This is a genomic window from Bradyrhizobium sp. sGM-13 (genome assembly GCF_018398875.1).
Lineage (GTDB): Bacteria > Pseudomonadota > Alphaproteobacteria > Rhizobiales > Xanthobacteraceae > Bradyrhizobium.
This window is the reverse complement of the sequence record NZ_JAGWDK010000019.1, coordinates 128766-141948: the sequence shown is the minus strand read 5'-3', so window position 1 is coordinate 141948 and position 13183 is coordinate 128766. Positions and strand designations below refer to the sequence as shown.

12 protein-coding genes are annotated in these 13183 nt (G+C 61.0%); 4 read left to right on the top strand and 8 right to left on the bottom strand.

The features are described 5' to 3' along the window. Positions 1-73 precede the first annotated feature (73 nt). The 6 genes from KJQ96_RS26240 to KJQ96_RS26220 form a co-directional block, all read right to left on the bottom strand. Complete coding sequence (locus tag KJQ96_RS26240; protein ID WP_249734524.1) at positions 74-1231, bottom strand: alpha/beta fold hydrolase; 1158 nt, start codon at positions 1229-1231, stop codon at positions 74-76. Between the two features lie 64 nt (positions 1232-1295). Beyond that, positions 1296-2684, bottom strand: a complete 1389-nt coding sequence (locus KJQ96_RS26235; RefSeq protein ID WP_213289288.1) for a DUF4403 family protein — start codon at positions 2682-2684, stop codon at positions 1296-1298. Positions 2685-3199: 515 nt separating this feature from the next. Then, positions 3200-4258, bottom strand: a complete 1059-nt coding sequence (locus tag KJQ96_RS26230) for a hypothetical protein (protein WP_213289287.1) — start codon at positions 4256-4258, stop codon at positions 3200-3202. Between the two features lie 33 nt (positions 4259-4291). Beyond that, complete coding sequence (locus KJQ96_RS41440; RefSeq protein ID WP_256441665.1) at positions 4292-5017, bottom strand: class I adenylate-forming enzyme family protein; 726 nt, start codon at positions 5015-5017, stop codon at positions 4292-4294. Further along, positions 4956-5918 carry an AMP-binding protein gene (locus KJQ96_RS26225; protein WP_256441664.1) on the bottom strand — a complete coding sequence of 321 codons (963 nt, stop codon included), beginning with the start codon at positions 5916-5918 and terminating at the stop codon, positions 4956-4958. The genes KJQ96_RS41440 and KJQ96_RS26225 overlap by 62 nt, the downstream gene beginning before the upstream one ends. Then, positions 5918-6499, bottom strand: coding sequence for a TetR/AcrR family transcriptional regulator (locus tag KJQ96_RS26220; RefSeq protein WP_249734522.1), 582 nt, complete (start codon positions 6497-6499; stop codon positions 5918-5920). Before KJQ96_RS26220 ends, KJQ96_RS26225 begins: the two co-directional genes overlap by 1 nt. 127 nt (positions 6500-6626) lie before the next feature. Here KJQ96_RS26220 and KJQ96_RS26215 point away from each other — a divergent pair, with 127 nt between their 5' ends. Continuing rightward, entirely contained in the window at positions 6627-7556 is a 930-nt protein-coding gene (locus tag KJQ96_RS26215) for a crotonase/enoyl-CoA hydratase family protein (protein ID WP_249734521.1), read from the top strand. Positions 7557-7649: 93 nt separating this feature from the next. On the opposite strand, the gene KJQ96_RS26210 is transcribed toward KJQ96_RS26215, so the two are convergent. Together KJQ96_RS26210 and nagA are read right to left on the bottom strand one after the other, a co-directional pair. After that, a complete protein-coding gene (locus KJQ96_RS26210) occupies positions 7650-8852 on the bottom strand; it encodes an aspartate kinase (RefSeq protein ID WP_213289285.1) in 1203 nt (400 codons plus the stop codon). Further along, entirely contained in the window at positions 8853-10046 is a 1194-nt protein-coding gene (nagA, locus tag KJQ96_RS26205) for an N-acetylglucosamine-6-phosphate deacetylase (RefSeq protein ID WP_213289299.1), read from the bottom strand. It lies immediately after the preceding gene. A gap of 118 nt (positions 10047-10164) precedes the next feature. Here nagA and KJQ96_RS26200 point away from each other — a divergent pair, with 118 nt between their 5' ends. From KJQ96_RS26200 to KJQ96_RS26190, 3 genes are read left to right on the top strand one after another with little or no spacing between them, the layout of a single operon-like run. Beyond that, positions 10165-11112, top strand: coding sequence for a BadF/BadG/BcrA/BcrD ATPase family protein (locus KJQ96_RS26200; RefSeq protein WP_213289284.1), 948 nt, complete (start codon positions 10165-10167; stop codon positions 11110-11112). 18 nt (positions 11113-11130) lie between these two features. Beyond that, complete coding sequence (locus KJQ96_RS26195; RefSeq protein ID WP_213289283.1) at positions 11131-12075, top strand: N-acetylmuramic acid 6-phosphate etherase; 945 nt, start codon at positions 11131-11133, stop codon at positions 12073-12075. An 11-nt stretch (positions 12076-12086) separates the two neighbouring features. Then, entirely contained in the window at positions 12087-13085 is a 999-nt protein-coding gene (locus tag KJQ96_RS26190) for an SIS domain-containing protein (RefSeq protein ID WP_213289298.1), read from the top strand. Positions 13086-13183: the final 98 nt, after the last annotated feature.

Below are 13183 nucleotides of genomic sequence, written 5' to 3'. Positions count from 1 at the left end.
AAAGTGTAACCCATGTGTCCGGTACGTTCTGTCACCTATGTCTCGGGCCGCTCACGCGCAAGGCGAAGGTAGCCTATCTCACGCAATCGTCCGGAGGTGCTTTCCCGGCAAAGCGGTCAGTCATCCAGTTCACCGCCGCCATCGTGCTCGCTTGCGCGGCACGCGCGTGGCCGATACCGGGCAGCATGACCATCCTCACCTTGCTGCCGGTCTTGCACAGCTTGTCCATGTAGGTCTGGGTGACAGCAGGCTGGATGATCTGGTCGTTGGTCCCCTGCGCCAGAAAGATGGGAATCTCAGGAGAGAGCACGTCAGTGCTGTTCTGTTGGAGAAGCGTGCGCCAAGGTTCGGCCTTGGTCGGATCTTGCACCGTCAGGAAATATTGCTCGAGCGGCCTTCCTGTTCTCTGCCTGACGATCAGGTCGAAAGGCCCCTCGATGCATTCTTGCGCCAGCCTGTCGATCGCGGGCATGGCGCGCGGATCGACGACGTTGTCGATAACGGCTCCGTAGACCCGGTGCCAAGACCATAGCGTCATCGCCGTGATGTTCTTGCCGCCGATCGAGTTGATATCGTCGCTCATCAGCTTCGCAAGATCCGTCGCCGGCGCCGCCGCAGCGACGCCGAGAAGCCTCAGCTCAGGAGCGTACGCTTTTGCCATCATCCCAGCGAAGAGCGCAGCTTGCCCGCCCTGCGAATGCCCCCACACCGTGAAGTCCTTGCCCTCGCCTGCACGGGGAAGGGAGCGTGCCGCACGCACGACATCGATCACGGCGCGACCTTCGCTCTCACCCACCAGATAAGGATGCGGACCCGGCGTGCCGAGCCCCGGATAATCGGTCGCCGCCACGACGAAGCCACGGGAGATCATCGAGCGAAGGCCCTGGATCTGCTGAAACAGAAAAATCGCAAGCGACGGCGCGCAGCGCGGGACGATGCCCGACGTGGGATGCGCCCAAGCAACGATCGGACGACCGCCGGGCGGGGGCGCGCCTTGCGGAACAACGACGACGCCGGACACAAAGATCGGCCGACCATTCAGCCCCGTTGACCGATAGAGCACGCGATAGGTGGAGGCGCCGAGCGGAGCGCCATCCATCGGCTCCTGCCGCACCAAGCTGCCCGGGGCACCGGCAAGCAACGATTCCGGCGCATCATAGAATGCCGTCTGGGCCGACGCTGTTTGCGCCAAGGCAACGACGGCCGCGGCCGCGGCGAGCGCATTCAGCATCCATTCGCTCCGGCAGCGGCGAATGCAGTTGTTGGTGAAGCATCGCATGGTCCAACTCACGTGCTCACAGTCCGTAAAGTATCTTCAGACCGCCGCTGGCATGAAGGGCAATCAAGATGCCTTCGCGCAGCAACTGCACTTTTTCGAGCCTTGCCGAGTCGAGGCGGCCCTCCATGCGAAAGCCATCCTTCAGCGGGCGCGTCAGGCGTTCGTTCGCTGCCATGAGCAGGTTCTGGTAGGAGATGCCGTAGTCAAGATTAGCGACATTCTTCAATTGCGCCGCGAGCTGTTGCACGGCAGATCCAATCTGGCTGTCGTCTGATGAAGTTGTCAGGTCGATTTCGGAGAGGCCGACGGTCTTATTGTTAGTATCGACTTTTGGCGTGGTGGAGAGATAGGTCCATTGGCCGGCATTGGAATCGGTTTCCGAGCTCTTTGCAATACGCAGGCCGATCACAAGTTTACCCGACGACGGATACACTTGGACCTCGCGCACGGACGTGTCCTGCGCCGGCAAGGCTGCGATCGCCTGGCTTATCTTGTCCTTGAGCGTGTCGTAGTTGATGCGGACGGGAAGAATGACATCGAAGGTACCCGGCTCGGCCACCGCGGTGCCGAGCGGCGGCAGGGCCGTCACCTTAACTGCCGGCGGCTGCTGCCCGATCACGGTTTCGGCAGAACCGACAAGCTCAAGCGATCCCCACAATAGTTTGGCATTGGCGCGGACGCCCGCGAAAGCCGCGCTCTGCGGGGTCAGTTGCAGCCAGACCGGTGGATCCTGCGCGAGTTTGATGGGTTCAAACGCGTGACGCCACGCCATCTCCGCCTTGCCGTGCAGGTCGAGTGCGCGCGCCGCCGCCAGCGCCCGCGACCGGATGCGGTCCAGCTGCGTCCGGATGTTAGGCTCGACATAGGGCGCAAGGTCAAACTCGCGGCCGAGCACGTGAAGATAGGGATGTTCGCTCCAGTGGAAGGAGTCGCTGATGTTTAGCTGGAGCGACCCATCCCGCCGCAGCTCGGGGCGCGCTTCGACCTCGATCGTCGCGCGTGCCTCGGTGTCGCCGCGAATACGCGCCGTGAAACGATTGGCTCCCTGGCCCTCGGCGGCGCCATATATAGAGACCGCTCCGAAGACGCGGTCGCCCCGGCCATACAGCGAGACCGGGCTGGTCCGGTCGACAAAACCCCAGACGTCGCAATTGGCGTTGATGCGGAAGATGAAAACACGACGATGAACGCAATTGACGCGCTCGTCGATGGTGGCAAGCCGCTTTGGAATATCCCGCTCGATCGCCGCAGCAAGAGCTGGCAGGCCGAACTCGACCGTCGCAGAGATGCGCGAAGTCGTTACGAGTGGCGTTGCTGCGTCCGGGCTCAGCGCCGGCTTGTCGGCGCCGAACGCGATCGACGGGAGCGCCCCAAGAGCGAGCGCGGCCAGGCGGGCTATGCCCATGCGTGATCTATTCGCCGTCGAATCGTATTCCGGCTGACATGTGCGTGATGGAGAAATCATTTTAGTGCTCCAGCTTTAGAACAACCAGAACCACAGGCGGTACTCAGTGCGCTCGCGAGCGATAACGGCACTATGCGTTAGGAGTGCATGAACGGCGGAAGCTGCTTCGCGATCCGGGCGCGGCAAGTTGGCAACTCCCGAAATCGAGCTACCGCCATCCTGTATCCGTTTTCGACAAGTGCCGGGCGGATCCCCACGGGCTCGAGAACCTCAGAGCAACTTCACGATGAACACCCGACGTCCTACAAGTCAAATGACAAATAACGCAAAACAATGGCTTTACAGCCCCTCCGCGTTACCGCACCAGTTTCGCACCAGAAACGGCTTCGACAAAGCGCAATGAACGCGGCCGAAGATCGACCGAAACCAGAAAAATCAACGAAACTGACCTCGATCCTCCCGCTCATAACGGTCTGGTTTGCAGGTTCGAGTCCTGCCGGCACCGCAAGCATGGTTCACCGGCCCGGTCGAAATTCCCATGCCCAAACCGGGTCACCAGCATCGCGGCGGCAAGTAACTGTGACGCACATGAAGCGATCGTGGGCTAGTGCAGCGCCTACCCACAACTGGTTCCATGCATCGAATATTGCAGGAGACATTTGCTCCTTTCCCGCCATCAGGCGCCAAGTCGTCTGCTTCACGATCGCAGTGTCACCTTCAAGATGCATTTCCGCATCATCGCCCTGGCCTCGCAAGAGCCTCGTAAATGCGGTGGCAAAGCCGGCAACATCTCGCTCCACTCCACCGAGCATGGCTGCAACATCATCGAACGTATGCATGCCGATCAACCGGGCTGCCAAACCTCCCAGGTGACTTCCCTCAGCCGGCCCCAGCACCGACATCAATTCGGGTAGTATCGACGTGATATAATCCATAGCATAATTGCGGAGCGCCTTTCGCAGGCGACTTTCCGGCCAATTCATTTCGGGAAGGCGCGGCGCAAGTTCTGGCCTGAATGGCGGGCACCGCTCTCCAGGCGAAAACTGCAGCCGCTCTTCCGGAGAAAGTTCGTGATCGTACTCCCGATAGTACCCCTCCAAGCCAGGCTGCCCATCAACAGTCTGTCCCGTGCAGACGAAGCCGAGGCGAGGATTGCCGAGCACCACGCCATTGTTGCCATGCCATCCCCTGAGCATCCCGCGGGATACTTCCGAAGGTATTCCACACACCGCGGTACCGTGCCAAAGCCAGCGCGGAGGCGGATAACGAATCCATGCCTTCTTGTCGTTTTCATAAACGTATTCGACCTTGACCCCACCAACCTGATTGGCAAGGTAATTGTACTGTGCGCTGGCGACTGCATGCGGCAGCCCGTCCAAACCAAGCTTCTTAAGGCTTGCGACGAAATGGGTCTTCTGTTGACGGCGAAACATTCTGAACACGACCTCAGCGGCGTTAGCCGCCCCGGCACGTGAAGAAATATGAAGGACGAGGCCCGTCAGATAGGAATGATAGATGCGTTCGACCGCGCGATAGGCCGGCACGTCTTCAGCCGAGGTGTTCTCAACTCTCACTCTTTCCTCCCCAAGCGTTCTTTGATGCCACCGCTAAGGCAGCGGGTGCAAAGCGCCATTGGCCAGCGCTTCCCGCAGCTTGAATTTCTGAACTTTGCCAGATGCCGTGAGGGGAAACTCGGTACTGCCAAACCATAACGTGGGGGCCTTATGGGGCGCCATTGCCTTACGGCAGTGATTGACGAGTTCTTCAGCGGTAGTCTTGCTGTCAGATGTGATGCGCACTGCCGCTGCAACTACTTCTCCCCACGTAGCGTCTGGAACTCCAAAGACGGCAACGTCCGCGACATCGGGATGTCGAATGAGGCAGGCCTCGATCTCTACCGGGTAAATGTTCTCGCCACCGCGTATGATCATATCTTTCAGCCGCCCGGTGATTTGCAAATAGCCGCACGCGTCCATCTTTCCCAGATCACCGGTGCGCAACCAACCATCCTTCGTGATCGTCTCGCGCGTTTCTTCCGGCTTGTCGAAATACTCGATCATCGTCTGGTATCCGCGCACTTGAATTTCGCCTTCGCTCTCGAGCGGAAGCGCTTCAAACGTGGCAGAATCGGCTATGCGAACTTCGACGTTCCAAAGGGGCCTTCCAACAGTATGGATGCGCTTATCGTCGGGATCGTCAAACGTTGTTTGAGAGACAATAGGGCTAAGCTCCGTTTGCCCGTACACCGTCATGAGTGGCGTCTTAAGCGCCTCACGGACCCGTTTGTGAAGCTCCGGTGGAACCGGCGCACCACCTGAAAGCGCCGCTCGCAAGGAGGTAAGATCGCGGGGGGGCCGACTTTAATTGCTCGATCATCGCGAGGAGCATCGTTGGGACGCCGAACACGACTTGCGCCCGCCATGTCGCAATTGCATCCAAAACAAGAGAAGGCTCAAAAACCAGCGGAAGTATCAGCGTCGAGCGGGTGGTCACGCTGCCTAATACGCTCATGACTGAGCCTGCCGTATGAAACAACGGCATCGGGCTGACCAGCACACTGCCGTCCAATCCGGCCCTCACGGCAACGTAGCTCGCATTGGTGACAAGCGCCCGATGGCGCAATAGCGCCCCCTTCGGCTGCCCTGTTGTGCCAGACGTGTATTGAATTTGCGCAGGCCGTCCTGGATCAACATCAGGTAAAACCGCTTCCGTTGTGCCCCGCACCTCCTCCAGCCAGCCGTCAAAGGAATATCGCTGGATACCGATTTCCTCCATCTGGCGGGCGACGGACCCGGTATCGACTCCGCGGAACTGCTCCAGGTGAAATATGGCCCGGCTTCGCGACTGCTCGATTACATATCTCAGCTCGGACGGTTTCAGGGCCGGATTTGCTGTCACCAGTACGAGTCCTGATAACGCGGCGCCATACTGAAGCACGATCCATTCTGGTACGTTTGGCGCCCAAATACAGACCCGATCGCCTTTCGAAAACCGAGCCGAAAGCCAGCTCGCGCAACGCCGGGTATCGCTGTGAAGTTGATGGAACGTCCACTCCCGACCGGTCTGTGCAGCCTTTACAGGCGATTGCATGGATGATGGAACGACTTCCACCAATGCAAGGCGATCGGGTACGGCGTTAGCAGCTTGCGCCAATGCTTCGCCAATGCTGATGTCTTGGACATTTCGTGACCCATCTGCAGGCCAATATGATTTTTGCAGTACTAACTGGTTCATCAATACTGTCCTGCCCGTTTGCTGTCTTTATTTGGTGCCCCCTGCCGAAGCAACATTCGAACTGCTGAAGTCCAGGCCACAATAAGCCGTTCGCGCCGCTGGATGGATACGCGGATGTTCTCCGAGACTGCCAACCCTCTGACTAAATGCAGCGTCAACGAAACAACGTCGTCGTAAGTCTCTGAGTTCACCCAATCCCCAAAGAGCGACGTATAAACCCGCTCAAGGTCGCGCTTGGCAGCGCGTTCCGCCGCGATCAGCGCTTGCTTCAACACGTTGTCGGTTCTGGCGACCGCCCACAGTTCCAGTTCGGCCAGGTAGGCAGGTTGTCGGGCGGCAAAGGCGAGTGAGCGAATTGCCGTTTCCAGCTTGTCACTCGATGCTCGCAGCTCCGCACGCGAATGCAGCACGGCCCGTTCGTTGCGCTTGACCAGTTCAGCTACGCTCGCGGCCAACAGCGTTGCGTGGCTTGGGAAATGATGGAGCAAGGCGCCCCGGCTGACTTCCGCCTTGCGCTGAACCGCGAGCGTGGTGGTGCCAGCCACGCCTCGCTCGATAAGGCATTCCACGGCTGCATCCATGAGCCTCTCGCGCGTGGAAAGGCTGGACGTTCGCGCGTCTTTGGAAGGGTGTGGCTCTTTGGACATCATCGCCCCCGACAGTCAGCGTTGACTGTAGCACGCCGGCTGGTACAGTCAACGTTGACTGTTGCTCAAAACGGGAGGCTGCAATGCCGGATTTTTCCACGTTGAAGATTTCAGCGGACCTCGATTCACCGAGGATCGCCCGTCTCGTCCTCAACCGGCCCGACCGTTCAACGCCATAACCGACGAGATGCCGGGCGAGATACGGAAAGCCGTGGAATGGGCGCAGGAGAATGATGATATTCACGTCATCATTGTGGAAGGAGCGGGAAAAGGGTTTTGCGGTGGTTACGACCTCGTGGCGTATGCCGAGAGCACTATCGAGCATCCCTGCCAGCAGGAAAGCATTCCCTGGGACCCCATGGTCGATTACGCCGCGATGAAGCGCAACACCGAGGACTTCATGAGTCTTTGGCGATGCTCAAAACCAACCATCGCGAAGATTCACGGAGCTGCGGTTGCGGGAGGCAGCGATATCGCTCTGTGCTGCGATCTCATCATAATGGCGGAGGATGCTCGCATTGGATATATGCCGACCCGCGTGTGGGGATGTCCGACGACCGCCATGTGGACGTTCAAGCTCGGAGCAACGCGCGCGAAAGAGCTTATGTTTACCGGAAACGTCATCGATGGCCGAAAAGCCGCCGTCTGGGGCCTGGTTAACGACGCGGTTCCGATCGGCGAATTGGAGAGTGCAACGAGAAAGCTCGCCGAGCGGATTGCCGGCGTTCCCAAAAGCCACCTTGCGATGCATAAAACCGTTGTGAATCAGGTGATGCTGAACATGGGGCTCGAACAGACTCAGATGCTTGCCACGCTGTTTGACGGAATATCGCGGCACAACCCCGAGGGACTCTGGTTCAGACGCTACGCCCAGCAGAACGGCTTCAAGGCCGCCATTGAATGGCGAGATAGCGGCCGGCCCATACCGGAGGGAGCCGAAGCGCGGGCCGAAATCGAACGTCTCCAAAAAGGGCCTGCTAGCGCTAGTTGATATCACTCCAGTCACCAAGAACGTATCGCCTTCACCTCAAGACGACGAAATTTCACGATGGCAGCCCCGCTGCCGCCCTGCCGCTTCTCGAACCTATGTTTGCTGGACAAGCGAATGCAGCGCCTTGACCGCGGCCTCCCGGTTCTCCACGGGGACAAACAGACTGACCGAATGCGGCGACAACACGTACTTGTCGGGGACGATCCCGTGCTGTCCGAGAACCTGCAACGCCATGAACGGCAATTCCGACGAAACGCCGCCGAAGCAGGTGAGACTAACCGAACTTGAAGCCTCGCGCTGCGTGCGCAGATCCTTGCTTTGCTCCAGCGTGCGCAACAGAGCGTCGAGCCACTCTGAATCACAGGCTACGGTCATGCTGGTCTTTCCCAGCGTGAAGTGTGATGCAAGAAGCTGCGGCCACGACAGGCTGTTTTGCTTTAGATGCTGCGCGAATTTCTCGAAACCCTGATTGAGATCTTTGGAATCGATTTCCACATGCTCGATGCGAGCCATCGAGTTGACGGCCAGAACCCTTCCGTTTTCCATGTCTGCAACCTCTTTCGTCACCTGCGTGCTGTGCTCGACGCCACCCCACTGCTTGAGAACCAGGGGCACATCCTGACTTTGCGCCAGCTCTACGCTGCGAAAATGCAGGATCTTTGCGCCCCAGAAGCACATCTCGGACAGGGATGCGAAGTCGACCCGCCGCAGGGGTCTTGCATCCGGCACGATGCGCGGATCTGCCGAACAAATCCCGTCGACCTCTTTGATAATTTCGCAGCGTTCGGCCTTCAATGCCGCAGCCATCGCAACGGCCGTGGTGTCGCTGCCGCCCCGGCCGAGCGTGGTGATTTCCCGGGTCGCCGGGTTCACGCCCTGAAATCCTGCCAGCACCACGACGCGTCCGCGATCAAGTTCCTCGCGCACGCGAATGGGCCGTACGTCCAGAATGCGTGCGGAGGAATGGGAGCCATCGGTCATCACGCCGGCCTGGCTGCCGGTGAAGCTGATCGCGGGCACGCCGAGATCCGAAAGCGCCATGCTCATGAGGGACATGCTGATGCGTTCACCGGTCGTTAGCAGCATGTCGAGTTCACGGCGATTGGGTGTCGGGCTTACCTGATAAGCCATCTGGATCAATTGGTCGGTGGTCTTGCCCATGGCGGAAACGATCGCCACGACACGATGACCACGGCCGTGCAGGTCGGCGAGACTACGCGCAACCGCGCGAATTTTCTCCGGTGTTTCCAGGCAGACACCGCCATATTTTTGCACGATGATGGGATGGTTGCGCATCTAACCTCGGTGAGAAGCCTCGCTCGCCTCGCCCATCGAACCGACACCGCCTATCACACCGCCTATCCATGTGCCGACGACTTCAAAGTTCGGATTGAAGGCGACAAGATCCGCGCGGTATCCGGGCGCGATCCGTCCAAGCTCGGACTCAAGGCCCAGAAATGCCGCGGGCGTCCGAGAGGCCATGATGAGGGCATCGACAACGGAGATTCCGAGCAGCGCAACAGCGTTGCGCACCGCATCGATCATGGTGAGGTGAGCGCCCGCGAGCGTGCCGTCGGGGCCAGTCAGGCGATTTTCGTGCAGCGTGATCTGCCTACCTTGCAGGTTGAATTGCCGGTCGTTCGTGCCTGCCAATGGCATGGCATCGGTGACCAGCATCAATCGATCGCGTCCCTTGCAGCGGAAAGCAACATGTAAACCGGCGCGGTCAACGTGGATGCCGTCGCAGATGATCCCTGCAAACAGCCGGTCATCCTCCAGCGCGGCGCCCACCAAGCCCGGCTCCCGGGCGTTCAACTGCGACATAGCATTGAACAGATGGGTGACCCCCGAGACACCGCGATCAACCGCCTGCCCGATTTCGGCTGCGGTGGCGTCGCTGTGGCCGGCCGCGATACGCAATCCGGCGCCGATCAATTCATCGATCATGGACGCGGGCACGCATTCCGGGGCCAAGGTCACAATGGAGCGGCCGCGGCCGCCAAAACTTTTGATCGCGGCGAGATCGCGCCGATCGGGTACGCGTATCTCGGCTTCCGGATGAATGCCCTTGCGAGACCTGTTGAGAGCCGGTCCTTCCAGATGAAAGCCGAGAACGCCGGGAATCTTCAGACAAGCCTGGGCGACCGCAGCCAATCGCTCGATGACCTCGCTGCGATCGGTGATGAGGGTCGGCAAGCAGCCCGTGGTCCCCGCCTTGCGGTGCGCCTCGACGATGCGTCGAACGCCAGCCTCCGTTGGCTGGTCGTTGAGAAGAACGCCCCCGCCTCCGTTTACCTGGATGTCGATGAATCCGGGTGCAAGGATCGCGTCTGCGGGAAGACGGATCGAGGCGCGCGCCTCCGCCTCGCCGAAGGTGGCGCTTTCAATGCGCCCTTGCGAGATCCTGACCGACCCCGCCCCGCGCATCTCGGCACCATCAAAGATGTGCTGCGCGGCAATGGTGAGAGAGGAAGAACCAGCGTGGCCCATCAGCATTGATCCGAGAATGGCAGTCACGGACTCGTGAGGCGAGTCCCCGTACAAGAGCTCATATGTACACCAAGGCGCTTTGGGAGGACCCGGAGCGAAACCTTCGCGTTAACTTTCCATGGGAACAAAAGGTACCACGTATCTCGGCATTGATGGCGGCGGAACCCGCTGCCGCGCGCGGATCGAGGACGAAAACGGCAAGGTACTCGGTGCAGCAAGCTCGGGACCTGCCACGACGCGGATTGGCTTCGAGAAGGCCTGGCGGTCCATCATGGAGGCAACTGAGGCGGCAGCCGCACAGGCCGGGCTGACGCGCGAGGATTTCGTGCGGATGCACGCCGGAATTGGCCTTGCCGGTCTTGGTCGTCGGGGCGCGGAAGCGGCGCTCAACAAGATCGCGCATCCCTTTGCGTCCGTCATCTTCATCAGCGACGGCCTGGCGGCCTGTCTCGGCGCCCATAGCGGCGCGGACGGGGCCATCGTGGTAGCCGGCACAGGTTCGGTGGGTGTCGGCCTCATCGACGGTCGCGAAATCCGTCTCGCCGGTTACGGCTTTCCCGTGTCGGACGAAGGCAGCGGTGCCGATATCGGCCTGCAGGTTGTTCGCCTGGCGTTGCGCGCCGCGGATCGCCGCGGCGAGCTGACCCCATTGCTTTCCGAGGTGCTGGGCGCATTTGATCATGATCCTTATCAGGCGGTGGCTTGGTCTGAAGAAGCCAGGGCCACGGACTACGCTGCGTTCGCGCCGATCGTGATGCGGCACGCCAATCAGGGCGATCCGGTCGGCCGTCGCATTGTGGAACGCGCGGCCGATGCCATTGGCGATCTGCTCGATCTGTTTCTGGCGAGAGGAATTGACCGGCTCTCGTTGGTGGGTGGGCTCGCGGATGCCATTACGCCCTGGCTGACGCCTGACCTGCGTGCCCGCCTGAGGTGTCCTGACGCCGACGCGGCGGCCGGCGCGTTACTGGTTGCGCGCGGGCGGCTTGACCTGCCCAAGAGAGAACTGCCCGAAAGAGAACTGCCCGAGAGAGAAGCTGAACAGGCTTCAAAGTTCCGGGCTTGATGGCACTGGATCAACTATATGGCCACCGAAGAAGTCGATCCCCGCTTTGCCGATCTTGATGCATGGCCGCTGACGTCGGCGATGGAAGCGATGTGGGAGGGCCAGCTTGCGGCAGTCGCGGCGATCGGCCACGCACTTCCCGCGATCACGGCGGCGACCGAAGCGGCCAAGGCAGCGCTGGGCGATCGCGGACGCATTGTGTATGTCGGCGCCGGCACCTCGGGCCGCGTGGCGGTCCAGGACGGCGCCGAGCTGATGCCGACCTTCGCCTGGCCCAGCGAGCGCGTCCGCTTCATCGTCGCCGGCGGAGAACGCGCGTTCGTCACCAGCATCGAGGGCGCGGAGGATGATGTCGATGATGCGGTCACGCAGATCAATGCCGCGCGGCTCACAGCGCACGACGTGGTGATCGCCGTTGCCGCCAGCGGGACAACGCCGTTCACGGTCGGGGCGCTGCAGCAGGCGGGCTCTTTCGGTGCAGTCACGATCGGTGTCGCCAACAATCCCGGCACCGCCCTGCTGGAATCGGCTAAGTTTCCGATCTTGATCGAGACCGGCCGCGAGCTGATCGCCGGCTCCACGCGGATGAAGGCGGGCACCGCGCAGAAGGTTGTGCTCAACCTGATCTCCTCGGGGATCATGCTGCGCCTTGGCCGGGTGTATCGCGGCATGATGGTGAACATGCAGCCGACCAATGCCAAGCTGAAGCGGCGCGCCGAGGCCATGGTGGCGCAAATCGCGCACTGTGAGCCGTCGCACGCAGCACGCTCGCTTGAGCAGGCCGAGGGAGACATCAAGACGGCAGGCCTTCTGGCATTGGGCGTCGACAGGGTTGATGCCGAGACCATGCTGAAAAACTGTGACGGCAACCTTCGGCGCGTGTTTGCCGAGCTCGCCGGGGAGCCTGACCGGCATTCCAAGGGAGCAGCGCCGCGCAAGCAAGGCGGAGTGGTTGAGTCGTGACGACATCTGCTATGGCGAGCGAAATCGGCGAAAGCGCAGACGTTGTCGCCAAAATCGTTCGTGACCGCCCCGCCACGCGCGACATCGCACAGCGAATCGGGATCGGCTCCGCCCCCCTATGCGTCGTGTGCGGCCGGGGAAGCTCTGGGCATGCCGGGGTTTTCTTGAGATACCTTGTCGAGACGCGGCTTCGCCTTGCCGTATCAGCCAGCGCTCCTTCGGTGATCACCGCATTTCGCACGCCCTTGATGCTGCGCCATGCGCTGTTCATCGTGATCTCGCAATCCGGGCGCAGCCCGGATCTTGTCGCAGCGACCAGGTCGGCGCGTGCCGCGGGCGCCCGCACCATCGCCATCGTCAACGCGACGCCCTCGCCGGTGGCCGACGAAGCGGAGTTCGTCGTTCCGATCGAAGCCGGCCAAGAGCACTCCGTAGCGGCGACCAAGACCGTGATTGGCTCGATGGCTGCTAGCGCCGAACTTGTTGCCGAACTGGCGGAAGATCGTGCGCTGCGGTCGGCTCTCGACAGGCTGCCTGAACGCCTGCACCGCGCGATGGCGCTCGACTGGTCCGAGATCGCCGATGATCTAGCCAAGGCATCGGCCGTGTTTGTGGCGGCGCGGGGCCTGGGCCTGGGCTCGGCGCGGGAGATCGCGCTCAAGCTTTCGGAAATCCTGCGCCTGCCTTCCATCGGTCTGAGCGCCGCCGAGTTGCAGCATGGACCGCGCGCCGCGTTGTCATCCCGCACGCCGGTTATCATGATGCGCCTCATGGATGAAACGGCGGTCACGGTGGACGCGCTGGCAGAGGAATTGCGCGAGCAAAAGATCGCGCTGCATCTATGCGGCGGACCGCATGGCTCGCTGCCCTGGTTGGCCGAGGATGACCCCGCCACCGATCCGATCACCATGCTCGTTCCGGCCTATCGGATGATCGAGCAGACGGCGCGCGCCTGCGGATTTGACCCGGATCGTCCCCCTCGCCTGAGCAAGATTACCGAGACGTTTTGACAGTCTGACTGATCGCTGGCTGGCTGGACTACCGCCGGGCCGCCCGATCGCCCACGCGGTGGTATAGTCATCCAGCCGACACGGCAGAGTAACGATTT